The sequence below is a fragment of the Pantoea agglomerans NBRC 102470 genome (assembly GCF_001598475.1).
Taxonomy (GTDB): Bacteria; Pseudomonadota; Gammaproteobacteria; order Enterobacterales; family Enterobacteriaceae; genus Pantoea; species Pantoea agglomerans.
Genome location: NZ_BCZA01000010.1, coordinates 34017 through 60822 on the forward strand (window position 1 = coordinate 34017; position 26806 = coordinate 60822).

The following is a 26806-nucleotide window of genomic DNA, read 5'->3' on the forward strand; positions in this document are numbered from 1 at the left end:
CTGCCTGGTCGTTACGCTTACACCGCACTTTTTTGTCTTTTATGCTGATAAATCAGCCCTTAACCTGCGCACCGGAAAGAGTTTGTAACACCTTGAGCTGCGCGACGGCTTCCTGCATCGCATCCATCCCCTGCGTCAGTTCACGCAGGCTACCGAGATGCTTCGCAATGTCAGCGCGCTCATGTCGCGTCTGTTGATTCATGGCCGCCAGCGTATCGGCTGCACTGATACTGCGCTCTGCCATCTGGGCGGCGGTCTGCGCCGAATCACTGGCCACCAGCCGGATACGTGAGATGGTGCTGACTGCCTCACCGATGTTACTGGCCGTAGCTTCAGCCTGCTCTTTTGAGGAGTGCGCCAGACGACGAACTTCGCCCGCGACCACAGCAAATCCCCGCCCAGCCTCGCCTGCACGAGCCGCTTCTACTGCGGCATTCAGCGCCAGGATGTTGGTCTGGAAAGCAATATTGCTGATGCCATGCGTAATCTCATTGATGCCGTTGGAAATTTTCTCCAGATCGTCCAGACCATCATCCAGCCGGCCCTGCGCCTGCTGACTCTCGGTGGCGATGTTACTGATGTTACGGATACTGCTCTCTGCCAGGCTCAGGGTTTCTCCCTGGCTCTGAGTGGCTGTTTCCAGCACCGGCAGCGCCTCCATCAGCGGCGTCAGCGCCTGCTGATAAGTGATAACCCGATCCAGCACCCGCGTCTGGATGCTGTTCAGCGCTTCCCAGCGGCGCAACGCTCGCTGCGCGTAGTGTGCCGCGTAGCCGGCGTACTCTACCGGGAACTGGCTCATCGCTTTGACGTCATGATTAAAGAACACCAGCGCGGAGAGCGTCTGATTGATGGGCACACCCAGGATTTCGCCGAAGCTGGAAAAACCGGCGGCGGCAATGCCTTTGAAGAAATGGGCATTATGCAGCTTATCGGCATTACCGACACGGCGCAGGATACAGTCGTTCATCAGGATCGCCGCGGGTTTGCCATGCTGAGCGGTAAAAGCCTGCCACTCCTGCTGCGTCGTCTGTTTAAAGTCTTTCTCTTCCATCAGGAACAGTCGATCGCCAAACTCAAGATCGCAGAAAAAGTGTACGCCGCCCGATTCAATTTTGGCGATTGAGCGAATAAAGTACTCGCCGCCAACTTTAACGCCGAAAGTGAGTCCCTTCAGCCGTTCGCTCAGTTGCGCTTCGTTGCAGTTGAGATGTTCACACAGCGCCGCAACAAACGATTGCTGCTGCCCCTGGCGGTTAAATACTGACGTCACAGTACGCGCAACCGGATCGGCTTCAGCAATCAGCCAGCTCTGATCGCGTGGCGTAAAGTTCTGGCTTTTAAAAGGAGCAAATGATTTTCCTGGCGCCATCTGGCAGAACACAATCACAGCCTTGCCCTGCAACACCTTGCCACCTGTACCAATCCAGGTGCCATCAAAGGTGATTTTACCCCCGGCAGAACCGCCAATCGCCAGGCAGGGAAAGCGCCCGCTGTTATACCAGGCCTGCATCAGAAAGCCTTCGGATGCCGATAATCCGTCGCAGTAAATCATGGCGAAAGTACGATCGGCCGAGAGCGGCATCCGCACCTGCAAGCGCGCCAGCTCCTGCTGGATGGCGGTGATGCGCTGGCTGGCCGTCTGCGTGTCGGCGACATGCAGATCAACAATATGCGTCTCATGGCGTGCGATCAGTGTATCCGGCAGCCAGAGGTAGCTTCCCTCCGGGCCATTGCCATCACAGTAGGTGCTTTGCGATCTGCTGCTGCTCAGCGCGCCGTTGGAAGAGAGCGTCAACACAGTCAGGTCGGCGGAATTGAATCGCTGCCAGGCCTGACTGACCCGCTGAAAATCGGCTTCAGGCGGAACGAAGGTCATCAGGATGCCGCCCGCCCGCGAGCTTAAACCCACGGAGGCCAGTGAATCTGGCAACGCACGACAATCGTAGGTGCCATTGGCAGGCTGACTGCTACGCCTAAGACGGGCAACAGGCAGGTGTCTTTTGATCGTCTTAATGATCGACATATTATTATTTTCGCTTTTATTTGAGTAATTTGCGCTTAAATCAGCGCTTTCTGGTGTGTATAAAAGGAGGGCTAAAAGCAGGTCCGTTCGCGTTCAGAACTCGTCGCGGAGTGCCGGGTTCATCAATGATCGGCGCGCTCAACGCCTGTTGGTTATCGCCAGTGGCGGGAAAACCTTTAACGATTGCTGCAGTTGGTTTAATGGATGAAGATGTTATATTTTCGTAGCATAAAATAAGCTTTAGCGTGATTTTATCGGGAAGATATAAGGCTGTGCGGGTGACTGATGTTTACTGTTTGCGATACAGACTCATCAGTGCGACAATTGTAATGTCAAGTGTAAATACAAAGGAACTCGCTATGGGCACAATTAACATTCGAATCGATGATGACCTGAAGACACGATCCTATGCTGCGCTCGAAAAAATGGGTGTGACTCCTTCTGATGCGCTGCGCCTGATGCTTGAATATATTGCAGATAATGAACGTCTTCCCTTTAAGCAAACGTTACTCAGTGACGAAGATGCGGCGTTAGTAGACATAGTTAAAGAACGCCTGCGATACCCTGAGCCTGTCCGGGTCACACTGGATGACCTTTAATGACCTGGCAACTGGAGTTCGATCAGAGGGCACTGAAAGAGTGGCGCAAGCTGGGCCCGACAGTACGTGAACAGCTTAAAAAGAAGCTGGCTGAGTGTCTTGAGTCACCCAGAATTGAGGCGAACAAACTCAGCGGGATACCTGACTGCTATAAGATCAAGCTAAAGTCATCCGGTTATCGACTTGTATACCAGGTTATTGATGACCGGGTGGTGGTTTTTGTGGTGGCTGTCGGGAAAAGAGAGCGCTCAGAGGTTTATTCTGCCGCTTCCAGGCGTCTCTCTTAAACAGGCGACTTCACCGCTAACAAACAAAGCGGCGCTATTCCTGTTTACCTGTCACTCTGCTGGTTCCAGTGCTGTTCGCAGCGCTCCCGAGCTTCGGCAGGCAGGTCGCGTAAATCTGGCAGCGTGTCGCCGGAACCGTAGCCCATTGATTCCCTCGCTTCCTGCTGTTCATCCTGCGCGGCGAACGTGATTTTCTCATCCAGCTGCTGCCAGCTATCACCCTGCGACAAATTAAAATCAGTCTTATCAATACTTTAATTCTGTGCATTTGCATAAACGAAGCGGGCGACTATGCTTGCAGGTGTGACTAGCTAGTCCTTTTTATCTAATGGAACATTGATATGAGGTCTTCCTATGACACAACAGAAATACAGAGGTGGTGCCGGCAATTTTGCCAACGATCCAGAACGGGCGAGTGAAGCTGGCAGTGCAGGAGGCAAGGCCAGTGGGGGCAATTTCAAAAACGATCCTGAAAAAGCCAGGGAAGCCGGTCGGAAAGGAGGCAAAATTAGTCGCCGTCCTTCTAAGTAATTCTGAATAAAGCGCTTTAGGACGTATTACGCCATGGAATGGCATCTATTCCAATAAGGTTCATCATGCCCCCTCTTTTAGCCTTAATGCCTCTCTGACCAGGGTAAAAGCGGGTGAATGTTGCTTGCGGCTGGGATAGTAGAGGTAATAGCCGGGAAACGGCTCGCACCAGCGCTCCAGCACGCGGATCAAGGTGCCCTGCTCCAGCCCTTCTGCGACTTCCTGCTCAGGCAGGAAAGCGATCCCCAGCCCGGCGAGAGCCGCTTCTGCAATGTGTGCCGAAGTGTTGAACGTTAGCTGTCCATCCACCCGTACATTTAACGGCCCCTCTTCACCGTCAAACTCCCAGACGTACAACCCACCCGCTGTCGCCTGCCGCATGTTAATGCAGTTGTGATGCAGTAGATCCTGTGGAACCTGCGGCGCAGCATGACGCCGAAAGTAGTCGGGCGTGGCCACCGCAGCCATCCGTAATGGCGGGCTTATCGGCATCGCTACCATGTCTTTATCAATGGTGTCCCCCATCCTGACCCCTGCATCAAATCGGTCGGCCACGATATTGCGTAAGCCATGATTAGCATCGAACTCAAGCCGGATATCAGGATAAGCCGCCAGCAATGGCGCCAGCTTTGGCATCAGGAGCGAGCTAAGAATATGCGGCCCGCAGGTGATCCGTACCGTGCCGGCTGGCTTGTCCCGCATCGCGGTCAGCATATCCAGTTCCGCCTCAATTTCATCGAATCGGTTGCCAATCGCCTGGATTAACCGTTCACCCGCCGCGGTCGGTGAGACGTTACGGGTCGTGCGGGTAAGCAGCCGAATCTCCATCCGGTTTTCCAGCGCGGTAATGGTCTGACTCAATGCAGGCTGCGTCACGCCCAGCAGCGCTGCCGCGCGGGTAAAGCTGCCCTCACGCGCCACGGTAATAAAAGCCTGCAGGTCATTCATGTTGCGCTTCATACTGCACTCCCGCCGATAGATTTATAAGTTCTGGTTATAACCCCATTAAGGATTCATTAGCTAGTCAATATAAAGCGAAACAGTAAAATTTCCTGAGTTCATCAGCACCGCAAACAATGAAACAGGACACAACATGACTTCCACGGAAACAACTGACTGTTCCCCCCGGCATAAAGAAGCGCACTGGGGTGGTGTATGGGCAATGACGTTGTGTGTATTCGCGCTCATCGCCTCTGAATTCATGCCGGTCAGCCTGTTATCGCCGTTATCACAAGATCTGGCGGTCAGCGAAGGTCTGGTCGGACAGGGCATCGCTATCTCCGGCGCACTGGCAGTGATCACCAGCCTCTCAATAACCCGCATCGCAGGGAACCTCGACCGCAAAATTCTGTTGCTGGCGCTCACGCTGGTAATGGCACTATCCGGATTGATGGTGGCGATGGCACCCAACTATCTGACTTACATGACTGGCCGGGCATTGATTGGCGTGGTGATTGGCGGTTTCTGGTCGATGTCAGCGGCGGTCGCTATCCGGCTGGTCCCCACCGGGCAGGTGCCGCGCGCGCTGGCCATTTTCAACGGCGGCAATGCGCTGGCGACGGTTATCGCTGCACCGCTGGGCAGCTATCTCGGTTCTGTCATTGGCTGGCGCGGGGCTTTTTTCAGCCTGGTGCCGGTAGCCTTGATCGCCCTGATCTGGCAGGCGTTCACGCTGCCATCGATGCCGGTCAACTCGGCCCGGCAGCGCAGCGGAAAAATTCTGCAGCTGCTGCGTTCGCCGCTGGTTACGGTGGGTATGACCGCCTGCGGCCTGCTCTTTATGGGCCAGTTCACCCTGTTTACCTATCTCCGTCCGTTTCTGGAAACCGTGACGCAGGTTGACGTTTCTGCGCTGTCGCTGGTGCTGCTGACCATTGGTGTCGCCGGCTTTATCGGCACGCTGATTATCAGTGCTGTTTTGCAGCGCGGATTCTATCTGACCCTGATGATCATCCCGTTGATTATGGCGCTGGTTGCGGTGCTGCTCATGGTGTTTGGTCATCACCTGTGGCTGGTGGCGCCACTGCTTGGCATCTGGGGACTGGTGGCAACAGCGGCACCAACCGGATGGTGGGCCTGGATCGCCAGAACCTTTCCGGATAATGCCGAGACCGGTGGCGGATTAATGGTGGCCATCGTACAGCTGTCGATTGCTTTGGGGTCGACGCTGGGTGGCCTGGCCTTTGACCATGCAGGCTGGCAGACCACCTTTGCCATCAGCGCCACATTACTGGTCACTGCCGCCGGACTGGCGATGATCACCGCCCGTAAGGAAAGCGCTGCCTGATAGCAGATGTGTTGTTTAACCGGGCAACCCGTTGCCCTCATGTCGTCAACCCCGATAAGGATCTTCTTATGAGAGCATTAACCCTGATGTTTGGACTGTTGATCAGTTCATTTGCGGCCAGCGCTGCCGATATGTCACGCGGCGCCGATAACTTTTATCAAAGCGAGAAAGTCACCCGCGAGAAAGTCACCTTTAAAAACCAGTATCAGATGGGTGTGACCGGCACGCTGTACAGACCGAAAGAGGCCGGTAAAACGGTGCGCCTTCCGGCAATTGTGGTAGGTCATCCGATGGGCGCAGTCAAAGAGCAGAGCGCCAGCCTCTATGCGCAGAAAATGGCTGAGCAGGGATTTGTTACCCTGGCAATTGATCTTTCATTCTGGGGCGAAAGTGAAGGCCAGCCACGCAACGCGGTCTCTCCGGATATCTATGCCGAAGACTTCAGCGCCGCCGTGGATTACCTGGGTACCCGCGAATTTGTCGATCGCGACAGGATTGGTGTGCTGGGTATCTGTGGCAGTGGCAGTTTTGTCATCAGCGCAGCGAAGATTGATCCCCGCATGAAAGCCATTGCTACCGTCAGCATGTATGACATGGGGTCAGCCAACCGTAATGCGCTGAATAAAAGCCAGACACTGGCGCAGCGCAAGCAAATCATTGAAGCGGCGGCACAGCAACGCTATGTAGAGTTCACCGGGGGTAAAACTGAGTACACCAGTGGTACACCACATAAAATCGATGCTGATTCGCCTCCGATAGCCAAAGAGTTCTATGATTTTTACCGGACGCCTCGCGGTGAGTTCACACCGAAAAACAGTTCAGCTGCGCTGACCACGCACCCGACGCTCACCAGCAACGTGAAATTCATGAACTTCTATCCGTTTAATGACATTGAGACCATCTCACCGCGCCCGATGCTCTTCATCACGGGTGATAAAGCGCATTCACGCGAGTTCAGCGAAGATGCGTTCCAGCGTGCGGCACAGCCCAAAGAGCTCTATATCGTGCCTGATGCAGGCCATGTGGACCTTTATGACCGCACTGACCTGATCCCGTTTGCGAAGCTGACCGCCTTCTTTAAACAGCATTTGTAATCTTCCGCTGATCATTGACTCCAGCCCGTCTGCAGCCGCCTGCAGACGGGCTTTCTGCGTTATTGGCCTTTGCGATGGCGGGTCAGGTAGTGCTTCACCAGCACAAAGAAGAGCGGAACAAAGAACAGCGCCAGTACCGTGCCTGCCAGCGTACCGCCGATGATACCGGTGCCGATGGCGATGCGGCTGTTAGCACCGGCGCCCGTCGCCACCGCCAGCGGGATCACCCCGGCGATAAAGGCCAGCGACGTCATCATAATTGGCCGCAGACGGGTTCGCGCTGCCTGCAACGCAGCCGCGCTCAGCGAACTTCCCCGACGAACCGCATCCTCCGCAAATTCGATGATCAGTATCGCGTTTTTGGAGGTGAGTCCGACCGTGGTCAGCAACGCCACCTGGAAGTAGATATCGTTGCTTAATCCGCGCAGTGCCACCGCCAGCACGGTACCCAGCACGCCGAGCGGCACCGCTAACAGCACGGAGAAAGGCACCGACCAGCTCTCATACAGCGCAGCAAGACAGAGGAACACCACCAGAATCGAGATCGCATACAGCGTGGTTGACTGCCCGCCCGCCTGCTTCTCCTGCAGCGAAAGACCGCTCCATGCCCCTGTGGTCCCTGCCGGGAGTTCATTGGCCAGTCGCTCAATGGTGTTCATGGCATCGCCGGAGCTGAACCCTTCGGCGTTCTGCCCCTGTATTTCGTAGGAGGCAGAGCCGTTGTAGCGGTTAAGGCTTTCGGGTCCCATGGTCCATCGGGTCGAGGCAAACGCCGAGAATGGCGTCATGGTGCCCTCACTGTTACGGATGTACCATTTATCCAGATCAGAAGGTGATGAACGATACTGACCGTCGCCCTGCACATAGACCCGCTTTACCCGACCCCGGTCGATGAAGTCATTGATATAGGCACCGCCCCAGGCGCTGGTCAGCGTATCGGTCACGTCATCCAGCTGCAGTCCCAGTGCCACCGCTTTGCTGGTATCAATATCGACCTGCAACTGCGGCGTTTGCGGCAGGATATTGGCCCGCACGCCGAGCAGTTCCGGGCTTTGCGCTGCGCTTTGTAAGAGCTGATCGCGCAGGTTGCCCAGTTGCTCACGCGTGGTGCCACCGCTGGCCAGCAGCTCATAAGTAAAACCGTTGTTCTGTCCCAGACCCGGCACCGACGGCGGCGTCAGCGCAAAGATCTGCGCATCCCGAATCGACGCCAGCGCGTAGGTGGCGCGCCCGGCAATCGCTTCGGCAGAGTTTTCACTACCCGGTCGCTGATCCCAGTTCTTAAGCTTGATAAACGCCATACCGGCATTCTGCGCAGCACCGCTGAAGTTAAAACCGTTGATGGTGAAGACCACATCAATATTCTGTTTCTCTTCGGTCAGGAACCAGTCAACTATCTGCTGATTGACTGCCTCAGTACGGCTGGCCGTAGCACCCGCTGGCAATGTCGCCTGAAGCATGATGCTGCCCTGATCTTCAGTCGGCAGGAAACTACCCGGCAAGCGGGTAAACATCACAAACAGCACAACGCCCATTGCCGCATAAAGCGATACCATGATCAGCGGACGGCGCAGAGTGCTCACCACTTTGTGACGATACTGGCGCTCGGTGGCGGCATAAAAGCGGTTAAAACCGCCAAAGAAGCCTTTACGATGGGGTGAGGTCGGCCGCAGCAACATGCCACACAGTGCAGGCGTCAGGGTCAGTGCCACCACCACGGAGAAGGTCATGGCGGCGATGATGGTGATGGAGAACTGCCGGTAAATCACACCGGTCGACCCGGCGAAAAAGGCCATGGGCAGAAATACCGCGGAGAGCACCAGCGCGATAGCCACCAGCGCGCCGGAGATCTCTTTCATCGACTTTTCCGTTGCCTCACGCGCCGGCAGACCTTCGTCATGCATAATGCGTTCGACGTTTTCGACGACCACGATGGCATCATCCACCAGCAGCCCGATGGCCAGCACCATAGCAAACAGCGTCAGGGTATTGATGGTGTAGCCGCACAGCGCCAGTACGCCAAAGGTGCCGAGCAGTACCACCGGCACCGCCAGCGCCGGGATCAGCGTCGCACGGATATTCTGCAGGAACAGGTACATCACCACTACCACCAGCGCGATCGCTTCGATCAGGGTGATCACCACATCCTCAACGGAGATTTTGATGAAGTCAGTGCTGTCGAGCGCATAAGCCACCTCATAACCTTCCGGCATTGAGTGGCGATACTCTTCAACTTTGTTTTTCACCAGCGTCGCGGTGGCCAGCGCATTCGCGCCCGGCGCCAGCATCACACCGACACCCGCCGCAGGATGCCCGTTGAGTCGGGTGGTCATGTCATAGGATTCGCCGCCCAGCTCCACCCGCGCCACATCACCCACACGCACGATGGCACCGCTTTTGTCGCTTTTGACGATGATGTTTCGGAACTGCTCTGGCGTTTGCAGTCGCGACTGCGCTCTGACCGTGGCGGTGAGCTGCTGATTATCAGGCGATGGCAGGCCGCCGATTTTACCGGCTGAAACCTGAATGTTCTGCGAGCGTATCGCCGCCGACACATCGGAGGGCTGCAACGCAAAGGAGTTTAGTTTGAAGGGATCGAGCCAGATGCGCATCGCGTACTGACCGCCGAACACCTGGATGTCACCGACCCCTTCGGTCCTGGCCAGCGGCTCCTGCATATTACTGACCAGCCAGTCACCGATATCCGTGCTGTTGCTTTTGCCCGTGGTGTCATACAACCCCATCACCAGCAGGAAGTTTGACTGCGATTTGGTGACGGTAACACCAAGCTGCTGCACTTCGCTGGGCAGACGGGAGAGCGCCTGCTGCACCTTGTTCTGCACCTGCACCTGAGCCGTGTCCGGATCGGTGCCCTGACTGAAGGTGACGGTAACCGACACATTCCCCTGTGAACTGCTGCTGGAGGTAAAATAGAGCAGATTATCCAGCCCGGTAAGCTGCTGCTCGATCACCTGCGTGACGCTGTTCTCCAGCGTCTCCGCAGAAGCACCGGTGTACGTTGCGCTGATATTCACCGAAGGCGGCGCAACATCGGGATATTGTTCAACCGGCAACAGGGTAATGGAGAGCGCGCCAAGCAGCATGATTAAAATGGCAACAACCCATGCAAAAACGGGACGATAAATAAAAAAACGAGAAAACATCAGCGGGATCTCTTCCTTTTGGGCGGGTGCAAAACCTGCATTCCTGCAGGCTAACAAACAGCGTTGATTATAGGGTGTAACCTCAGGCTGAACATCCTGACGTGATCTTTTCTTAAGGCTGGCTGAGTGCGGCGATATTCTGGCGCTCTTCTGTTGATTAATCTGTTTGGTGCTGGCGCGAGTTTGAGTCTCTGGACTGCTCCAGTAAGCACTGTAAAATCGCCGCTCTTGTCGCAGACTTCAGGAGATGCTCAATGGCGCATAAAACCCTGGCTGAGATGAAAGCCAGACTGATGCAAAGAGATGATTTTCAGGCAGCCTATGAAGCTGAAGCGCGCAAGGAGCGACTACAGGCCTTGTTAGCCGAGTGGCGCAGTCATGCAGGATTAAATAGTGCTGATGTCGCAGCCAGAATGGGTATCGCCCCCTCCACGCTCTCACGTATGGAAAAAAACATTACGTCAGCCAGCGTGGAGAATCTTTCTAAATACGCGAGAGCATGTGGCGTAAAGGCGGCTACGCTGATTTTCATCTAACCCTCTGGATTTTAAAGCCTGCCGTCCCGCGGAACACGATGATTTCTTCTTCTGTTCCGTTATGGGATATATTGGCATCACTATCGTGAAATTTTCTCTGCATAACAGGTTATCCCGGCAATGGCTTTGATCCCTAAAAACTATACGCGGCTGGAAAGCGGCTACCGTGAGAAAGCACTTAAAATCTATCCGTGGGTGTGTGGACGCTGCTCACGCGAGTTTGTTTATTCAAACCTGCGCGAACTGACGGTTCACCATATCGATCACGACCACACCAACAACCCGGAAGATGGCAGTAACTGGGAGTTGTTGTGTCTCTATTGTCATGACCACGAGCACTCAAAGTACACCGAGGCTGACCAGTATGGCACCCGTGTAGTGGCTGGCGAGGACGCACAAAAAGATGTTGGTGAGGCCACCTACAATCCCTTTGCTGACCTGAAGTCGATGCTGAATAAGAAGAAGTAATGGCTGAACTGTCAGGCTGGCCGACCTGCCTGACAGTGTCGCTTCCCGAAGAGAATCACAATGTCTGGCCGCGGCCAGAACATAACGTAGTCCGTCATGCCAGATGCCACCTTGGCCAGACTCAGCGCGATATGAATCCTTTACCAGCCGGTTATTTCAGATTTTGATATCAGTTATGGCCGGGAGAACCGTACGTCAATCCCCCCCTCACCGACACGCTTTTTGAGGCTATCTGTCGACAGCACCTTTCCTATTGGCGTGTAGCTATAGGAGCTCTGGAATGTCTCGTAAAAAAGAACCAGCGTCTTATTGCCATACAGCATCACATCGCCCTGCTGGATCGTGCCGGGTTTATGCGGATCGCTATTAAGAGCAGCAGGCAGGTCTGCAAACTTCTCATTGCCGTTCAGCTCCTCCATCGTCATGGTCAGCGGGAGTTGCTGTACAAATGCTTCCGCGGTGGCGTTATCCGCCAGCGCAATCTCATACGACTGATGGTTGATCGTCATAATAATCTTCATGGGACGCAGCTCTCCTGCCCGAACCGGGCCACTGGCTTTAGCGGGTATCAGACTATAGGTGGAAAGTAAGATCAGAAAAAGTAAGGCTCTTTTCATAAGGTTGCTCTCCGGATTATGGCGCATCTGTTCAGACATGGAGTGCGTTACTGCGATCGCCGTCCAGCCCTGAATAAACTGGCTCACTTACCCGCCGTTATCTGATGGTAAAGATTTATCCTTCACCCTTTCGCTGCACCATCACCCTGTCGGCGGAACTCGCGCGCCGCTTATTCTGCAACAGCCCGGATGCGCTGCGCTTCATCTGATGTGCTGAACTGATTTGCGGCTTACGTTTCGGACTGTCGAAACATTTTGAGAAATATTTTCCCTGAATAACAGCCAGTTTCCACGTTGTTGCAACTATTTCTGTACCAGGCTTAACAAATAACAACAGAGACAATGTGGAGCATTATGAAAGAGCAAAATCGCACAAATGGCATCGCTCCTTATGGGGGTGCCGCCGGAGGATGGGGGGCATTGAAGGCGGTTGCCGATGCTATCCGCGGCCAGATGTCAGTGAAACAGGATGTGATCGCCCTGTTTAAAGTCAACCAGCCGCAGGGCTTTGACTGTCCGGGCTGCGCCTGGCCCGACCCGCAACATGCCTCATCTTTTGAGTTCTGCGAAAACGGCGCAAAAGCCGTCTCCTGGGAAGCCACCAGCAAACGCACCACACCGGAATTTTTTGCCGCTCATACCGTGACTGAGCTGTGGGAGCGCAGCGCACTGCATCTGGAGGGCGAAGGCCGCCTGACCCATCCGATGAAGTACGATGCCGCTACAGATACCTATCAGCCCATCGAATGGGAGACGGCATTCCGGGAGATTGGAGAACATCTGCGCAGCTACGACGATCCGGACAGCGTAGAGTTTTATACTTCGGGACGCGCCTCCAATGAAGCGGCGTTTCTGTGGCAACTTTTCGCCCGCGAATATGGCACCAATAACTTCCCTGACTGCTCAAACATGTGCCATGAACCGACCAGTGTCGGGCTTCCGGAGTCAATTGGCGTCGGCAAAGGGACGGTAGAGCTGGAAGATTTTGATCACTGCGACCTGGTCCTTTGTATCGGCCACAACCCAGGTACCAACCATCCGCGCATGCTGGGCACGCTACGGGAAGTGTCGAAACGCGGTGCCACTATTGTGGCGATCAACCCGCTGCGTGAACGTGGCCTGGAGCGTTTTACTTCGCCGCAGAGCCCGATTGAGATGCTGTCAATGAGCTCCACTGAACTGGCATCGACCTACTACAAGGTCAGGGTGGGCGGTGACGCAGCGATGCTGAAAGGGGTGATGAAGATCCTTCTCACTATGCACGAGGAGGCGCTGAGCAAAGGCGAACCCGGCGTCATTGATGAAGCATTCATTACTGAGCACACTGAAGGCTTTGACGCCCTGAAAGCCGACCTGGAGAGCACGGACTGGGAGCATATCCTGAAAGTCTCGGGCATGGCCCGTGAGGAGATCCAGCATATCGCCCGGCTCTACGCCAGCGCTGAACGTACCATCATCTGTTATGGCATGGGAATTACTCAGCACCAGTACGGCACTCAGAACGTGCAGCAAATCGCTAACCTGCTGCTGATGCGCGGCAATATCGGCAAGCCGGGTGCAGGTATCTGTCCGTTACGCGGTCACTCCAATGTGCAGGGCGATCGCACAGTGGGCATCACAGAGATCCCGCCGCAGTCGCTGCTGGATGGCATAGAGAGGGTGTTTGGTTTCCGCCCGCCGCAGAAGCATGGTCACGGCGCCATTGAGGCAATAAAGGCGATGCGCGACGGCAAAGCCAAAGCGTTGCTGTGTCTGGGCGGCAACCTGGCGGAAGCGATTTCCGATCCCCAGGTCACATTCCCGGCGATGCGCAATCTTGATCTGGTGGTGCATATGGCGACCAAACTGAACCGCTCGCACCTGTTACTGGGTAAACATAATTATCTGCTGCCGGTGCTGGGCCGAACAGAGACCGATGTTCAGGCAACCGGCGCGCAGAGCGTCACCGTGGAAGATTCGATGTCGATGGTGCATGCCTCACGCGGTTCGCTGGATCCCGCCTCACCCCATCTGAAGTCTGAACCGGCGCTGGTCGCCTCACTGGCGAAGGCAACGCTGCCGGACAGCGTGGTTGACTGGTCGGCCATGGCAGCCGATTACAGCCGCATCCGCGATGCCATTGAAGCGGTGTTCCCGGCGTTTGAAAACTTCAATGAGAGGATTAAGCATCCGGGAGGTTTCCGGCTCTATAATGCCGCCTCAGAGCGCGTATGGCTGACGCCATCTGGCCGTGCGCAGTTTAAAGTGATGCAGGGCATCAATGAAGATCCCCGCTCGCTGAAGTGCCATGATCTGGTGCTCACTACCCTGCGCAGTCACGATCAGTACAACACCACGCTTTACGGGCTGAATGACCGCTATCGTGGCGTGACAGGCCGCCGCGATGTGCTGTTTATCAATGCAGAAGAGGCGGAGAAGCGACAGTTACGGGTCGGTGACCGTGTCGATCTGATGGCGCTGGACCCGGATGGCAATCCCACCTCGCGCCAGATGAAAAACCTGACCATCGTGATTATTGATATGGCCCCAGGTTCGGTCGGCGCTTACTATCCCGAAGCCAATGTGATGGTTCCGCTCGACAGCCACGATACCAAAAGCGGCATTCCCGCCTATAAAAGTATTCCGATATCCATGAAACGTGTCACTGACGAGACCCGGACGACCTCAAGCGTTTTACGCTAGTCAGGCGTCTCAATACGTGAATGTTGCCAGCGTGGCCGGTGCTCCGGTCACGCTGTTCTCATTGTTGCGCCCTGAAGTTTTATCGATCCTCTCTGCCTGCTTTACCGCCTGTAAAGCACCCGACGTGAAGCAAGCCTGACGGTAACATCATATACACTACAGTCCTGAAAACGGCTCTATAAACGATCGACTCTTTTTTGCCTGCGCAGATGTTCAGCGCCCTACCGGAAAAATGCCATGTTTCACCTGATTTTCAGCTTACCCAGCTGGTATGTAATTGCGCGCGTCATTATTCCTTTGTCCCTGCCACTGGCTATAAAGATCCTGCTCTCCGCTCTGGTGCTGCTGGCTTCACAATATCTTCTGGTGAGCCGTTTTACCTCGGGCGGGATCTTCTCCGCTGAAATGCCCCGCATCATCATCATTCTGTTTAACTGGGCGTACAGCACAGTGCTGCTGCTGGCGCTGCTTCAGATGCTGATGGATGCGGTCATGCTGATTGCCCTGCTGTTGCGTCATCCGCTGGAGCTGGTTCCCGGTGTTCGCTATCTGGCCGTTGTGCTGGCGATGGGGCTGGCTGCCTTTGGCGTTCAGCAGGCGATACGCGTGCCGCCGGTCAAAGATGTGACTCTTGCGCTGCCCAACCTGCCCGCTGAGTTCGATGGCTATCAGCTGCTGCAGCTGACCGACCTGCATATCACCCGGTTGTTTAATGCGGCCTGGACCGCCGCAATGGTTGAACGGGCAATGTCTCTCAAAGCCGATCTGATTGTGGTCACAGGCGATGTGATCGATGGCAGCCTGGCGCATCGGCGGCAGGACGTTGCGCCGCTGCGCGGGCTGGCAGCGCCTGACGGCGTATGGGCTATCACCGGCAACCACGAATATTTCTTCCATCAGGCAATCTGGACGGCGCATCTGGCCTCACTGGGTCTGCAACCTCTGCTCAACAGCCATACCGTGATCCAGCGCGGAACCGCAAAGCTGGTGATTGCCGGCCTGCCGGACGCCTCCGCACCCGGCAGAAACGCGGTCGGCCCGGATCTGGCCCGCGCGCTGGAACAGGCACCTGAAAACGCGCCGGTAATCCTGCTGGATCACCAGCCACGCAATGCACGCCAGAACGCAGCGCAGGGCGTGGATGTGCAGCTCTCAGGACATACACATGGCGGCCTGATTATCGGGCTGGACAGGCTGTTTGCTAAACCCAACGCCGGGTTTGTTTCCGGGCTTTATCAGGTCGGCGGAATGCAGCTCTATGTGAATAACGGCACGGCACTCTGGCCAGGCATGGCGGTGAGGCTGGGTCGTCCCTCAGAACTCACCCGGATTACCCTTCGCCGCCAGCCGTAATCGCGTAACAAAATGGCGTCAGGAAAGTGCGGTTTTCGCAGGTGTGCATAAGATTGAGTGAGACAAAGGAGATCACCATGACGATGTTATGTACCGCCTGCGGAACAGCTTATCCCGCTCATTCCACTCATCAGCACTGTAAAATCTGTGATGATGAACGCCAGTACGTTCCAGCCGCCGGTCAGCGCTGGATCGCGTTTGATGAACTGCGCGCCAGCCACGCCAATAAGTGGACGGCTCACAGCGATGCGCTGTTAAGTCTTAAAACCGTGCCTGAGTTTGCTATCAACCAGCGCGCTTTTCTGCTGCGCACGCCGCATGGCAACGTACTGTGGGACTGCATTGCCAACCTTGATGATGCCACCTACACGCTGATCGCGGCGCTGGGCGGCATTGATGCTATCGCGATTTCACATCCGCACTACTACACCACCATGCAGGAGTGGGCTGAAGCGTTTAATGCGCCCATTCATCTGCACGCCCGGGATCGCCAATGGATTGTGCGGAAGAGTCCGCATATCCAGTTATGGCAGGGCGAGTCGCTGACGCTGATGCCCTCTGTGACGCTGTTACGGCTGGGCGGCCATTTTCCCGGCGGCAGCGTGCTGCACTGGGACGAAGGTGATGGGATGATTCTGGCGGGTGATATTATCCAGGTCACGCCGGGTGCGCATGGCGTGTCGTTTATGTGGAGCTACCCGAATATGCTGCCGCTGTCAGCCGCTACGGTAGGCGACATACTGCATAGGCTCTCCGGCGTGACATTCGGGCAACTGTATGGCGCGTTTGAAGGGCAGGATATCCATCAGCAGGCAAAAGAGAAGGTGATGCGGTCGGGAGAGAAGTATCTGGCCTGTCTGCAGGATCATCAGGCGTAGCGCGGAATAAATGCTGAGAAGAGAACAGCCGCCCACAGGCGGCTGTTTAACACCATTATGCGGTCTGGAACACCGCAACCATCGTACGTAACTGCCCTGCGCGCGCGGCGAGTTCATCAGCTGAGGAGGCCGACTCTTCTACCAGCACGGCGTTCTGCTGCGTCACCTGATCCATCTGGTTCACCGCAATATTGACCTGCGAGATGCCACTGCTCTGCTCTTCGGATGAAGAAGTGATGTCGCGCATCAGCTGAGAGGTCTGTTCAATGGCGCTGACGCTCTGTTTCACCTTATCGCCTGCGTTCTGCGCCATGGCGATCCCTTCCTGCGCGTGGCCGACTGACTGCTCAATCAGACCCTTGATCTCTTTAGCTGCACTGGCTGAACGTTGTGCCAGTGCCCGCACTTCCGACGCGACGACCGCAAAACCTTTACCCTGCTCACCGGCGCGTGCCGCTTCAACGGCCGCATTCAGTGCCAGAATGTTGGTCTGGAAGGCGATACTGTCGATCACCGAGGTAATCTCTTCAATTTTACCTGAGCTGCCACGAATTTTGTGCATGGTCTCCATCACCGAATCCATTGCTGCACCACTGGAGAGTGCAGCCTGCGTGGCAGATTCTGCACGGGCAGAGGCAAAGCGCGTGTTATCCGCGTTCTGCTGAATGATTGCCGCCAGCTGCTCCATGCTGGCAGCCGTTTCAGCCAGTGAAGCCGCCTGTTGCTCGGTGCGCGACGACAGATCGCCATTGCCACGGGCAATCTCTTCTGAGGAGTTGGCGATGGTAGCCGCGTTACCTTTGATATCCGACACCAGCTGAGCAAGACGCTGCTGCATCCGCATCAGTGCATTCAGCAGCTCAGCCATCTCATTGCTGCCGGAAACGTTCAGCTGTGCCGTCAGATCGCCCGCCGCGACGCGGCTGGCAACTTCGACCGCTTCTTTAACCGGACGGGTCACTGAACGGGTAATCATGACGGCCAGCAGAATGGCCAGCAGCGCGACAGCAAACAGACCTGCCAGTAACAGATACTGTCCCTGACGACGCTCATCAATTTGCGATAGCAGTAATCCCTGCAGTCGATCGCTGCTCTGATTACCCAGCATGCCGTAGCGGTTAATCGCCTCAGTTAAGACCCGCACGTATTCAACCGGCGTAATGCTGACCTGTCCGGTTACGATAGCGCCTTCAGCCAGTTGCAATGCACTCAGGGCCTGCTGTTTCGCATTCTGCGCCAGATCACCAAAGGTCGCTTTGAGATCCGGTTCAATCATAAACACCTTATCCATATTGCTGCTGAACTGCGACAGTGCCGTTTTGCCATTATCAAGCTGAAATGCCAGACGACTACGCTCGGCATCAGATACTTTACCGCTGGCAATCAGCGAGGCACCATTGCCGCGAATCTGACCCAGCGTTTCAGTGAGCAGCGGCAGGCGACTAAAGATACTCACGATCAGCTGGTAGGTATTTAAATCGGCATCCAGTGAAAGTTGATAAAAATCCAGCACATCCTGATTGGTGTCCAGCAGCACCTGAATCAGATGAGTATGATTCGTCAGGCTGCTCGCCAGCGTCAGTCGGCCGCCATTGAGGTCCTCCTGTAACTGACGCCACTCCTGATTAACCTGCTCAAGGCGCTTTAATGGCTGCGCCTGCTCATCGCTTTGGCGCAAATCGGCAGCAATGCTCTCAGACAGACTATTAATCTGGGCCACTAATGCCATACGCGGCGGGTTATCTGGTTTATTCTGGCCAATTGCGATTGCGCTTTCAGCCCGATGACGCTGTAGCAGGTTAAGTAACTGAAGAACTTTTTTCTCAACCGGAATCCCGGTGAGCTCAACTTTCTTTGTATCGATAAGCTGGTTGCCCGTCTGAATAAACAGAAAGGTGGGTAAAATAAACAGCACCAGCGCAAAGGATCCGAGTAACAGGAATTTCGCTGGCAAATTAATCCGGTCGAGTATTTTTTTCATTCTTTTCCGCTCTGATGTGTGAGACGTGCAGGTGTGTAGCGCACGAAATAGCTTTCGTAATATTATTTTTACCGTTTCTTTGACATAGCCAGAGATGCCTCATGCAGCACAATGTCGCTATGAAGAAAGGAGTTTCGTAAAAAAATCAGAAGTACATATAACACGGAAGGGAGTATAGATTGCGCTGCGTTATTTTACAGTGAATAAAATGACAATATTTACTTCAATATCCGCCTAAGCCAAACTTAAAAAAATACCTTACAAATCATAAAATTGAAATAAAAACACCTGGCAAAAAGCATTAAGCAACGAGCCTGACTTCAGCGTTATTGTTTTGAAGATAAATAAATTCAAGTTACATCATGAATAGCCGATAACTGACATCCTGCCTGTATCTGACTCATTATCACCAGACTATCAAAACAAATATCTACGCCCGGCAAATTCCAATTTAAACCTTATAACCCTAAAGAGTTATTTGCGATTTTAAAATGAAATCGATTTCATATTATATTTATTTCAGGAAAAGCCGCTTTATTTATTTTGATTTAAGATAAAAAAAGCCCCCACATTGTGGAGGCCCTTAAGTTACTGCTCAACTATTAAAAACTTTCCCAGTTCGCCTTAGTCAGGTCGATGGTCTGGTGCTCAGGCTGCTTTGTGTGTAATACCGGACGCCGTACTGCAGCGGTCTGCTGCGACTGTACTGCACGGTTATCGCTTTCCAGCTTAAAGGTCGCCACCAGCCCCGACAGCGTTTCTGCCTGCTCCTGCAGCGACTTAGAGGCGGATGAGGCCTCTTCCACCAGCGAGGCGTTCTGTTGCGTCACTTCATCCATCTGGCCAATGGCCTGATGAACCTGTTCAATGCCTTTACTCTGCTCAGAGGTAGCCGCCGCAATCTCATTGACCAGATCGGCCACCTGCTGAATCGCCTGACGGACATTTTCACTGTTAGATCCAACGCCGCTGGCCTGCTCTAAACCGTGCTCGACCTGTGAAACCGATGTTGAGATAAGATCCTTAATTTCACGGGCGGCAGAAGAGGAGCGCTGCGCCAGATTGCGCACTTCAGAGGCAACAACGGCGAAGCCGCGACCATGCTCGCCTGCACGCGCTGCCTCGACTGCCGCATTCAGCGCCAGAATATTGGTCTGAAACGCGATGCCTTCAATCAGTCCGGTAATTTCAGAGATTTTGGCAGAGCTGGCGCGGATTTCATCCATGGTGCTGAGCATCTGCTTCACCGCCGTCCCATTCTGGATTGACATGTGATTCGCGTTATTTGCCAGGCTGCTGGCCTGTTGCGCACCTTCTGAGTTCTGTCGCACCGTTTCGCTCAGTGTCGCCATGCTGGCTGAGGTTTGCTCCAGTGAAGCCGCCTGTTCTTCCGTGCGTGCAGAGAGATCTTCGTTGCCCGCCGCTATCTGCGTTGATCCGGTACTCACCGATTGCGCGGCGTGACTGACGGAGAGCAGCGTGCCGGAAACGCGCGCCAGCAGCTGATTAAATGCCATCGCCGTTTTGCCGATCTCATCCTTACTGCGGACCTCCGCGGTATGAGTCAGGTCGAGGGTATGACTCACCTGCGTCATGGTATTGACCATGCCTGAGAGGCTCTTTTTGATGCCGAGAATCACCTTAGTGGAGAAACCGGCCAGTATCAGAATAAGCAGCAGCGATCCGCCAGACATCGCCCACAGGGTCTGGCTATAAACGCGCTTGTTCTCCGCCCTGAGCTGTTCGCCAATATCGATATTCAGCTGAATCTGACGAGTGAAATCCGCTTCCATCTTACGGGATGCGGCACCAATACCGCCCTCACTCTGCAATAACGGCAGCGTGACCGCATCATTATGGGCGCGTGACGCGGCAAGAAATGCCGGCAATGCGCTGCGGACCGCATCCAGATTTTTATAGGCCTGTTCCGTCATCGCTTTGTCTTCATCGTTCGAGATGTCGTTAGCCATGTAGTAATCATTGAGCGACTTAATCTGCGTAAGCAGATTCTCAATGCGCTCTTCTGCAGCAGGGAATTTTGCCGCATCGCTGGTGCTGTGGTGGCGATAAAGCGCAATACCCAACTGATTGGTCACGCTGATCGATTTATTGAGATCGCGAATGCTGGGTATTGCGTTCATCTGTACATATTCAAAGCGGGATTGAAAGCCCGAAATTACTGATAAAGAGATAATCACCAGCGCAATCAGTGACATTGCAAGCAGTGAGAAAATCAATACCAGACGTTGTGTAATAGTCATACTTGCCCCCGGCAAAAAAAGAATAATCTGGACATAATTTAAAGTTGGATCGTTCTTATCGGCTCTTGTCTGCAGGGCTTTAATTAAGCATGGCGAATATATTTTTTTATTTTTCCTTGCGAATGGTACAGAGTGAACTAGCCAGAACACTACTCTGCCATTTATTCATTTTTATTTTGACACACCTTTTTACATCTCATCATCTGAGATAAATTTGCCACATCTCCTGTCAGAAGATTTCCACTGCCGGATGGTCACAATGAAGCGGAAGCAGCCATTCATTTGGATCTGATAATTAGCCCGCTAATTCAACAGCGATGCTGACGATAATTGTTAAGGAGAAGGCGATTTAAATTCGTGGGATACCGTCGCAGACGCAGCAAAGGCAGGGCTTGTAAAGCTGAAGAGCTGAAGGGGTGAAAAACCAGCATGACAGTCTGTCATCAGATTTTCTGATAAGAGGATGACTGGCTACCTGTCAGATAACAGGCGACGGTGGGAGATTTTAGCCTTTTGTGTCAGGGCCAGATTAAATCAGTGAAATCGCTGGCGGAATGCTGAATCTGGTCTATGCTCACTGGCCCGACCAGGCTTTAGTCTGTTGGGTAGCAATAACGCTTAAAATAAAAAAAGGTAGTCGTCATGGATTTAGCCACATTTGAAACCAGAACCGGTCTTTGGCCACACATGCAGTTTACGGATGTTGAATATGAAGTGTGCAGCGCAGGTGTAGAGATCTATGCCATTGATGTCAGTCGTCAGACCAAGAGCAAGCTATTTATCTGTCGTGTCACCAACGAGCAGCAGGCAGCGTCGCTAACGGCACAGTTCAAAGAGTGGTTGCCGAAGTTAAAGCTTAAAAAACGCAAAGTCGCATTGAATCTGGCGCGCATGGCGTGCGAGAAGAGCTTCCCCGCGAATCCTAAATTCCAGGATCGGTCTGACATGCGTCGGAACACATCCAGGCTCTGATGCCTGCTTCAGCCTGTATCTGTTACAGCAGTCAGGCTGAAACCCTTTCTTATCCTGTCTGCGCTGCGGCACGTTTTAATCACGCGCCGCAGGCACACGGAACAGTCGACATTCCCCGGGCTCAATTGAGATATCACTGAAAGTCGTGATATGCATCTCTATCCAGGTATTCGCGGCCCGAAGCGTGTGAGGTGATTTGCGTTGTTCCAGTTCAGCCACAAAATCCCGGGTACTCACTGTGCACTGACCGGTATCATCCCGCCTCACCGCCTCTTTGAATGCTGACCAGACCTCATCATCCTGTGACATCTCTACCCCACACCGGCTCTCAATCGATAACATGCTGTATATATAAACAGTACAATTATTCGCTTTAAGGGTCAAGTCTGCTCTGTTTACCAGTCTCAGATCGCTAAGCAATGGCTTAATTGTGGCCATTTATAGCAGAAGCAGCAGCCGAAACAGGACTTTAATCCTAATCTTAGAAATCGTTTTCATATCTGATTAAAGTATTGATTTAAATAGCCATTGAATATTGTTAGCTTTTTAATTGTTTGATATCTAATTAAAAAAAGAGTTAACCGTAGCGGCATAAACATCGTTTTTGCCCTATCTTTGAATGGCTCTGTAATGAAATCCACTTCTTTTACAGAGCGATCTGACTCCTACCCTTGCCCCCTTTTACAGGGGGCACTTTTTTCAGATAAGGCAGATATCAACATCTGATTGTCTCTGCAGACCGACAACGTTCATGCGTTGCTGACTACTGTGCTGATGACGTTAAGGGAGTGTCTGGAAAAGTGGTTGATTTGTAACCTGATAATTCATTGGTTGTGCTGACATCGCCTGAAGCCTGAAACAGTGGATTGAATCTCAAAACAATTTTCCGAAATAGCAAATAAACGGATTTTTACCCGCTTAAAAGCCTCGCCAGAATGACGTGGTAAGGAGAATAAAAAGTGCGTAATAATCTGGCAATATCAGATTGACCAGCGCCTCACCAGGGATGCTGTAACGTTATAATAATGCGCTATATCTGCTGTTCGCCCCCGATTTTATGGGGGTTTTTCTTTTCCCTTCATTTCTATGCCCGGTTATTGCCGCACTGCGATCTGATGTCCTGATTGTCGAATCCTTTAGTACTACCTGAATCTACGATTAAATTAATGCTGCAAATATAACGGCATAATGGTCGTAGTTGTGCCCTTAACCAGCAATATTTCTGTGATATGTTTAATCAGTAACTTTCTGCCACGTGAGTCTGATTATGCTCTCCACCCTTATTTACCGTAGCCAGCTTGCGGGTTCTGTCTCGCCAGAGAGATTGAAAGCGCTGGTGGAGCGCGCCAGTATCAAAAATGCTGAGGCTGAAGTCACCGGGATACTGCTCTATGACGGACAGCACTTTTTTCAGGTGCTGGAGGGTAGCGTCGACAACGTTCACACGGTTTTCCAGCGTATCAGTCAGGATGAGCGGCATTTTAACCTGATTGAGCTGATGCGGGATTACGCCCCTGCGCGTCGCTTCGGTCATGCCGGTATGGCCTTATTTGATTTACGTGATTATCAGAAACACACCGTAGTGGATGCCCTGCTTAAGCGGGTTACCCTGAGTGATGAACGGATCAGAGATGACCGGGTGGTGAAGTTCCTGCGTTCTTTCGTCGAGGGGCGGGATAAAGAGACGTTTATCAAAATTGATCCTGCCAGTCAGTGGACGCTGACAACACCCGTCACCTCCGAATCTCAGCCAGCCTGGCAACCGGCACCGGGTCAGCGTTGTGAATTTGCGCTACAGCCTATTGTGGATACAGCGAATCGCCGGATTGTCTCCTGTGAAGCCTTGATACGTGGCCAGCACGGCGCATCGCCCGCTGATTACTTTTCGCAGTTGCCAGAAAGCGAGCGCTATCAGGGCGATCTGCACTCTAAAACCTACGCTTTCCAGCTGGCCAGACATCTGGGGTTGCGCGAGCAGACGCTCTCCGTCAACCTGCTGCCCATGTCGCTGGTGGTAATCGATGATGCTGTTGAACATCTTATCCAGCAGATCAGGCAGCAGGGATTGCGACCAGAGCAGGTGGTGGTTGAGGTGACCGAAGATGAGATCATCTCGCGCTTCGACGCATTCCAGTTTGCTGTCCAGCAGCTGAAAGCGGCCGGGATCAGCCTGGCGCTCGACGATTTTGGCGCCGGTTTCGCTGGCCTGTCGCTGTTAGCCGATTTCCAGCCCGACAAAGTTAAAATCGATCGCAAGCTGATCACCGATATCCACCGCAGTGGCCCGCGTCAGGCGATTGTGATGGCCATCATTAAATGCTGTCAGGCGCTGGAAATTACGGTTATTGCGGAAGGGGTTGAAAAAATTGAAGAGTGGCTCTGGCTGGAAGGTGCCGGGGTACGCTATTACCAGGGCTTTCTGTTTGCCCGTCCAGCCCTCAATGCCCTGCCTGCAGTAAGCTGGCCAGCACGACGCCCGGAATAGACCCCGCCGTGATAATCCCCTTTCCTTCCCTTTTGCCCATAATTTGATGCGGCTCACACCGCTTCGCTGCAAAAGGCAAAAGCTGTGCCATGCTTGATTCATCTGACAGCCTTCAGGCAACACAGATATTCATCAGGTCACTGGACAACAACCGGAAATGGGAGAGTCACCATGAACGAAGATCGCATTGGCGGTAACTGGAAGCAGTTCAAAGGTAAAGTTAAGGAAAAATGGGGTGATCTTACGGATGATGATATGACCGTTGTAGAAGGGAAGCGCGATCAGCTGGTCGGTAAAATTCAGGAACGCTACGGCTACGAGAAAGATCGTGCCGAAAAAGAAGTGAAAGAGTGGGAAGATTCCAACAAGTACCACTGGTAACGTGTGCTTAATCGCCGGGCGTCTCTGCGTCCGGCATCTGCCCTGTACCCCTGTTTAATCCCCCTCACCCACTGCCATCTCAGCACACGATAAACCGGCAGATTTTGGAAATGATTGTTTCTTTATTTATTCCTGACGCGCATACTGCGTCATCTTCCCTGTTCATGGGATCTCAATGCCTTTCGGATATCAATTATGCCCCAGCACTCTACCGACACCGTATGTGGTCTCGTCGGTGTTCTTCCTGAAACTCTGCGCCGCTGGCGCCGTGCTGGGCTGATAACGCCGCCTGGCCCTGCTGGTTACTCAGATAATCAGCTTACGCGTGCGCTCTGTGTGCGTGAAATGACCTCAGGGGGCCATACGCTCTTTGATATCCATACTGCATTTAACTGGCCCAGCGTTGCGCTGCCTGGCGGCTGGGCCTGCCGGGAAGAGGATATGTTGCATCTGCTGGCGCATAATACGGACGCAGATGTTGATCGCGAACTACAGATGATGAATACCGACTATTGTGGTGATGATTATGTTAATCGCTACCTGCGGCCGCTCAACCTCTGGCTGCGCACTGACCTCAGCGAAGGTGCGGCGCGGCGCCAGCAGCGCTTTCATTCAGCGGTAGTCAGTCAGTGGGAGCGCCTGGCGCTGGCCTCACAACGACGCAGCACCGTACCGCTGTTTCTTGAAGCAGTCAGCGTCACAGATGAAACCGAGATCTGGATGGAAGCGATACGGCTTAACGGACAGGGCTTTCGGGTTGAAGTTGCAGCAGATGCGTCAGGTATCCCCGCCGTGGCGCAACGCCGCTTTGAGCATCATCTGATGTGGTGTGGTGATGGTATCAGTGCATCGATGAAGGCTGCATTTCACTCCAGTCTTGAGGCGGGTGAACCGATCATGCTGACCGGAACGAATACCGGCTTACCGTCGCAAATCAGCCTTATGGCAGCCAGCGCCTGAACTCTTTTGACTTTCTTACCTGCCAGTGAATAAAAAGGCGGAAACAGCCTGTGCCGTTTCCGCCCTGTTCATATTACTGATGTTCAAGAGTACGCTGACCGCCGATCGCAATCGGGATACGGCGCGGTTTCTCGCTCTCCGGTATTTCCTGGATCAGATCAATGCTAAGCAGACCTTCCGCCAGGCTGGCTCCGGTGACCTTCATGTGCTCTGGAATGGAAAAGCTCAGCTGGAAATCGTGTCGGGAAATGCCGCGGTGGATCCAGCTGGTGTTCTCTTCCCGGGCCTCGCCAGACGCTTCCTGTGACGGTTTCTCTCTGTGACCGGCCACTGAAAGCCGTCCGCCTCGTAACTCGATCTCCAGTTCATGCTCTTTCCAGCCAGGTACACTGACGGTCAACGCATAGCGATTATCCTCTACCCGCTGCAGATCGTAAGCGGGAACCGACGTTACCGGGCTGTCGCCAGTAAGCTGACTGAACAATTTATCGATGCGGTTAAAGCGGTCTGAAAAGACTGAATCAGACAGCGAAGGGAACACTGAAAATTGTTGTACTGACATGGTGATAATCTCCTGAACAGGTTCATCCAAAAGTTCATCTGATCGGGCTCATATTTCCGATCATCTCCATAAATAGGGATCAGTAGTCAGTTTTCAAGTTGGTAAATATAATTTTTTTACCGTTATCAGACAGCCGGTTACCACAGAAATAAATTTCAGGGTATTAACGCAGCCGTTACTTTTTGCTCTGAGGTGCAAGAGCAAAATGGGGATGACAGCCAGCCAGTAATAACAGCAACTCATATTCTCCCTGACTTAATAGTGTCGGGTTACCTGCGGCTTCTTTGGTTTGCCAGACGCGCAGGCTAAGGTCAAAACGCTCAGCGGCGCTCTGCTGTGAGAGCCCGGCGGCAAGACGAAGTTCACGCACATTACTCTGGACGACCACAGGCGGCTTGGGGGGACGATTCACCAAACAAAGACTCCTTCAACATGATTAAACCGCAAAGGCACAGCGCTTCACCATCAATAAAAGCGAAGCAACCTGAGAGCGGCCATAACGAAAAGACCACAGAATAATTGACTATTTTAAATAAATGTCAAATTTCAGGTTTAAAAATTATGCATGATTTTTTATAAGCGAAGCGGCATATTTCGCCCTGACGGAGACTTTTCTATTTCCATAGAGTGCTTTATTCCTCCTGCCAGGAATTATCCTGTTATTTGCCTTAAGGGCCATTCA

Annotated in this window: 24 protein-coding genes; 14 read left to right on the forward strand and 10 right to left on the reverse strand. The window is 53.4% G+C overall.

What is annotated here, in order from left to right:
• Positions 1–52: 52 nt before the first annotated feature.
• Positions 53–2026, reverse strand: coding sequence for a methyl-accepting chemotaxis protein (locus PAG01S_RS18080; protein WP_062759513.1), 1974 nt, complete (start codon positions 2024–2026; stop codon positions 53–55).
• Between the two features lie 359 nt (positions 2027–2385).
• On the opposite strand from PAG01S_RS18080, the gene PAG01S_RS18085 reads away from it, so the two are divergent.
• Both PAG01S_RS18085 and PAG01S_RS18090 read left to right on the forward strand, forming a co-directional pair.
• Positions 2386–2625 (forward strand): type II toxin-antitoxin system RelB/DinJ family antitoxin, encoded by a 240-nt coding sequence (locus PAG01S_RS18085; protein ID WP_062759514.1) that lies wholly within the window; start codon positions 2386–2388, stop codon positions 2623–2625.
• Positions 2625–2912, forward strand: a complete 288-nt coding sequence (locus tag PAG01S_RS18090; protein ID WP_010257030.1) for a type II toxin-antitoxin system RelE family toxin — start codon at positions 2625–2627, stop codon at positions 2910–2912. Before PAG01S_RS18085 ends, PAG01S_RS18090 begins: the two co-directional genes overlap by 1 nt.
• A gap of 44 nt (positions 2913–2956) precedes the next feature.
• Here the strand turns inward: PAG01S_RS18090 and PAG01S_RS18095 are convergent, their stop codons facing one another.
• A complete protein-coding gene (locus PAG01S_RS18095) occupies positions 2957–3142 on the reverse strand; it encodes a hypothetical protein (RefSeq protein WP_245006275.1) in 186 nt (61 codons plus the stop codon).
• 124 nt (positions 3143–3266) lie between these two features.
• Here PAG01S_RS18095 and PAG01S_RS21955 point away from each other — a divergent pair, with 124 nt between their 5' ends.
• Positions 3267–3443: a con-10 family general stress protein gene (locus PAG01S_RS21955; protein WP_010257023.1), complete on the forward strand. Its 177-nt coding sequence runs from the start codon at positions 3267–3269 to the stop codon at positions 3441–3443.
• 63 nt (positions 3444–3506) lie between these two features.
• Here PAG01S_RS21955 and PAG01S_RS18100 read toward each other — a convergent pair whose 3' ends face one another.
• On the reverse strand, positions 3507–4403 hold the full coding sequence (locus PAG01S_RS18100; protein WP_062759515.1) for a LysR family transcriptional regulator: 897 nt from the start codon (positions 4401–4403) through the stop codon (positions 3507–3509).
• 202 nt (positions 4404–4605) lie between these two features.
• Here PAG01S_RS18100 and PAG01S_RS18105 point away from each other — a divergent pair, with 202 nt between their 5' ends.
• Positions 4606–5730 (forward strand): MFS transporter, encoded by a 1125-nt coding sequence (locus PAG01S_RS18105; protein ID WP_081114162.1) that lies wholly within the window; start codon positions 4606–4608, stop codon positions 5728–5730.
• 68 nt (positions 5731–5798) lie between these two features.
• Positions 5799–6824, forward strand: a complete 1026-nt coding sequence (locus PAG01S_RS18110) for an alpha/beta hydrolase (protein ID WP_062759517.1) — start codon at positions 5799–5801, stop codon at positions 6822–6824.
• Between the two features lie 59 nt (positions 6825–6883).
• Here PAG01S_RS18110 and PAG01S_RS18115 read toward each other — a convergent pair whose 3' ends face one another.
• The gene (locus PAG01S_RS18115; protein ID WP_045139847.1) at positions 6884–9988 is read right to left on the reverse strand and encodes an efflux RND transporter permease subunit; all 3105 of its coding nucleotides are present in this window, start codon (positions 9986–9988) and stop codon (positions 6884–6886) included.
• Between the two features lie 254 nt (positions 9989–10242).
• On the opposite strand from PAG01S_RS18115, the gene PAG01S_RS18120 reads away from it, so the two are divergent.
• Positions 10243–10524 carry a helix-turn-helix domain-containing protein gene (locus PAG01S_RS18120; protein WP_170933490.1) on the forward strand — a complete coding sequence of 94 codons (282 nt, stop codon included), beginning with the start codon at positions 10243–10245 and terminating at the stop codon, positions 10522–10524.
• A gap of 120 nt (positions 10525–10644) precedes the next feature.
• Positions 10645–10992, forward strand: coding sequence for an HNH nuclease YajD (yajD, locus tag PAG01S_RS18125; RefSeq protein ID WP_003850685.1), 348 nt, complete (start codon positions 10645–10647; stop codon positions 10990–10992).
• A gap of 173 nt (positions 10993–11165) precedes the next feature.
• Here the strand turns inward: yajD and PAG01S_RS18130 are convergent, their stop codons facing one another.
• A complete protein-coding gene (locus PAG01S_RS18130; protein ID WP_245006274.1) occupies positions 11166–11696 on the reverse strand; it encodes a cyclophilin-like fold protein in 531 nt (176 codons plus the stop codon).
• A 267-nt stretch (positions 11697–11963) separates the two neighbouring features.
• On the opposite strand from PAG01S_RS18130, the gene PAG01S_RS18135 reads away from it, so the two are divergent.
• From PAG01S_RS18135 to PAG01S_RS18145, 3 genes are all read left to right on the forward strand, one after another.
• Positions 11964–14291 (forward strand): FdhF/YdeP family oxidoreductase, encoded by a 2328-nt coding sequence (locus PAG01S_RS18135; protein ID WP_062759518.1) that lies wholly within the window; start codon positions 11964–11966, stop codon positions 14289–14291.
• Positions 14292–14528: 237 nt separating this feature from the next.
• Positions 14529–15644: a metallophosphoesterase gene (locus PAG01S_RS18140; protein ID WP_062759519.1), complete on the forward strand. Its 1116-nt coding sequence runs from the start codon at positions 14529–14531 to the stop codon at positions 15642–15644.
• A 77-nt stretch (positions 15645–15721) separates the two neighbouring features.
• A complete protein-coding gene (locus PAG01S_RS18145) occupies positions 15722–16522 on the forward strand; it encodes an MBL fold metallo-hydrolase (RefSeq protein WP_010671947.1) in 801 nt (266 codons plus the stop codon).
• A 55-nt stretch (positions 16523–16577) separates the two neighbouring features.
• Here the strand turns inward: PAG01S_RS18145 and PAG01S_RS18150 are convergent, their stop codons facing one another.
• Positions 16578–18503 carry a methyl-accepting chemotaxis protein gene (locus PAG01S_RS18150; protein ID WP_062759520.1) on the reverse strand — a complete coding sequence of 642 codons (1926 nt, stop codon included), beginning with the start codon at positions 18501–18503 and terminating at the stop codon, positions 16578–16580.
• Positions 18504–19105: 602 nt separating this feature from the next.
• The gene (locus PAG01S_RS18155) at positions 19106–20764 is read right to left on the reverse strand and encodes a methyl-accepting chemotaxis protein (RefSeq protein WP_010256982.1); all 1659 of its coding nucleotides are present in this window, start codon (positions 20762–20764) and stop codon (positions 19106–19108) included.
• Positions 20765–21406: 642 nt separating this feature from the next.
• On the opposite strand from PAG01S_RS18155, the gene PAG01S_RS18160 reads away from it, so the two are divergent.
• On the forward strand, positions 21407–21736 hold the full coding sequence (locus tag PAG01S_RS18160; RefSeq protein ID WP_010256979.1) for a hypothetical protein: 330 nt from the start codon (positions 21407–21409) through the stop codon (positions 21734–21736).
• Positions 21737–21811: 75 nt separating this feature from the next.
• Here the strand turns inward: PAG01S_RS18160 and PAG01S_RS22680 are convergent, their stop codons facing one another.
• Positions 21812–22045: a hypothetical protein gene (locus PAG01S_RS22680; protein ID WP_033781058.1), complete on the reverse strand. Its 234-nt coding sequence runs from the start codon at positions 22043–22045 to the stop codon at positions 21812–21814.
• Positions 22046–23003: 958 nt separating this feature from the next.
• Between PAG01S_RS22680 and PAG01S_RS18170 the strand changes: the two genes are divergently transcribed.
• The 3 genes from PAG01S_RS18170 to PAG01S_RS18180 all read left to right on the forward strand — a co-directional run bounded on the left by PAG01S_RS18170 (position 23004) and on the right by PAG01S_RS18180 (position 25562).
• A complete protein-coding gene (locus tag PAG01S_RS18170) occupies positions 23004–24221 on the forward strand; it encodes a diguanylate phosphodiesterase (protein ID WP_010256973.1) in 1218 nt (405 codons plus the stop codon).
• Positions 24222–24392: 171 nt separating this feature from the next.
• Positions 24393–24602 carry a CsbD family protein gene (locus PAG01S_RS18175; protein ID WP_010256969.1) on the forward strand — a complete coding sequence of 70 codons (210 nt, stop codon included), beginning with the start codon at positions 24393–24395 and terminating at the stop codon, positions 24600–24602.
• Between the two features lie 195 nt (positions 24603–24797).
• On the forward strand, positions 24798–25562 hold the full coding sequence (locus tag PAG01S_RS18180; protein WP_010256962.1) for a MerR family transcriptional regulator: 765 nt from the start codon (positions 24798–24800) through the stop codon (positions 25560–25562).
• A gap of 73 nt (positions 25563–25635) precedes the next feature.
• On the opposite strand, the gene PAG01S_RS18185 is transcribed toward PAG01S_RS18180, so the two are convergent.
• The gene (locus PAG01S_RS18185; protein WP_010256958.1) at positions 25636–26124 is read right to left on the reverse strand and encodes an Hsp20 family protein; all 489 of its coding nucleotides are present in this window, start codon (positions 26122–26124) and stop codon (positions 25636–25638) included.
• A gap of 175 nt (positions 26125–26299) precedes the next feature.
• Positions 26300–26539 carry a hypothetical protein gene (locus PAG01S_RS18190; protein ID WP_062759521.1) on the reverse strand — a complete coding sequence of 80 codons (240 nt, stop codon included), beginning with the start codon at positions 26537–26539 and terminating at the stop codon, positions 26300–26302.
• Between the last annotated feature and the right edge of the window lie 267 nt (positions 26540–26806).

Bases quoted from the DNA above. Each gene is read 5' to 3' on its own strand.
- PAG01S_RS18155 (WP_010256982.1), bottom strand. From the start codon at position 20,764: ATGACTATTACACAACGTCTGGTATTGATTTTCTCACTGCTTGCAATG.
- PAG01S_RS18160 (WP_010256979.1), top strand. From the start codon at position 21,407: ATGGATTTAGCCACATTTGAAACCAGAACCGGTCTTTGGCCACACATG.
- PAG01S_RS18170 (WP_010256973.1), top strand. From the start codon at position 23,004: ATGCTCTCCACCCTTATTTACCGTAGCCAGCTTGCGGGTTCTGTCTCG.
- PAG01S_RS18110 (WP_062759517.1), top strand. From the start codon at position 5,799: ATGAGAGCATTAACCCTGATGTTTGGACTGTTGATCAGTTCATTTGCG.
- yajD (WP_003850685.1), top strand. From the start codon at position 10,645: ATGGCTTTGATCCCTAAAAACTATACGCGGCTGGAAAGCGGCTACCGT.
- PAG01S_RS18080 (WP_062759513.1), bottom strand. From the start codon at position 2,026: ATGTCGATCATTAAGACGATCAAAAGACACCTGCCTGTTGCCCGTCTT.
- PAG01S_RS18150 (WP_062759520.1), bottom strand. From the start codon at position 18,503: ATGAAAAAAATACTCGACCGGATTAATTTGCCAGCGAAATTCCTGTTA.
- PAG01S_RS18120 (WP_170933490.1), top strand. From the start codon at position 10,243: ATGGCGCATAAAACCCTGGCTGAGATGAAAGCCAGACTGATGCAAAGA.
- PAG01S_RS21955 (WP_010257023.1), top strand. From the start codon at position 3,267: ATGACACAACAGAAATACAGAGGTGGTGCCGGCAATTTTGCCAACGAT.
- PAG01S_RS18145 (WP_010671947.1), top strand. From the start codon at position 15,722: ATGACGATGTTATGTACCGCCTGCGGAACAGCTTATCCCGCTCATTCC.
- PAG01S_RS18140 (WP_062759519.1), top strand. From the start codon at position 14,529: ATGTTTCACCTGATTTTCAGCTTACCCAGCTGGTATGTAATTGCGCGC.
- PAG01S_RS18135 (WP_062759518.1), top strand. From the start codon at position 11,964: ATGAAAGAGCAAAATCGCACAAATGGCATCGCTCCTTATGGGGGTGCC.
- PAG01S_RS18180 (WP_010256962.1), top strand. From the start codon at position 24,798: ATGCCCCAGCACTCTACCGACACCGTATGTGGTCTCGTCGGTGTTCTT.
- PAG01S_RS18090 (WP_010257030.1), top strand. From the start codon at position 2,625: ATGACCTGGCAACTGGAGTTCGATCAGAGGGCACTGAAAGAGTGGCGC.
- PAG01S_RS18115 (WP_045139847.1), bottom strand. From the start codon at position 9,988: ATGTTTTCTCGTTTTTTTATTTATCGTCCCGTTTTTGCATGGGTTGTT.
- PAG01S_RS18185 (WP_010256958.1), bottom strand. From the start codon at position 26,124: ATGTCAGTACAACAATTTTCAGTGTTCCCTTCGCTGTCTGATTCAGTC.
- PAG01S_RS18105 (WP_081114162.1), top strand. From the start codon at position 4,606: ATGACGTTGTGTGTATTCGCGCTCATCGCCTCTGAATTCATGCCGGTC.
- PAG01S_RS18175 (WP_010256969.1), top strand. From the start codon at position 24,393: ATGAACGAAGATCGCATTGGCGGTAACTGGAAGCAGTTCAAAGGTAAA.
- PAG01S_RS18100 (WP_062759515.1), bottom strand. From the start codon at position 4,403: ATGAAGCGCAACATGAATGACCTGCAGGCTTTTATTACCGTGGCGCGT.
- PAG01S_RS18085 (WP_062759514.1), top strand. From the start codon at position 2,386: ATGGGCACAATTAACATTCGAATCGATGATGACCTGAAGACACGATCC.
- PAG01S_RS22680 (WP_033781058.1), bottom strand. From the start codon at position 22,045: ATGTCACAGGATGATGAGGTCTGGTCAGCATTCAAAGAGGCGGTGAGG.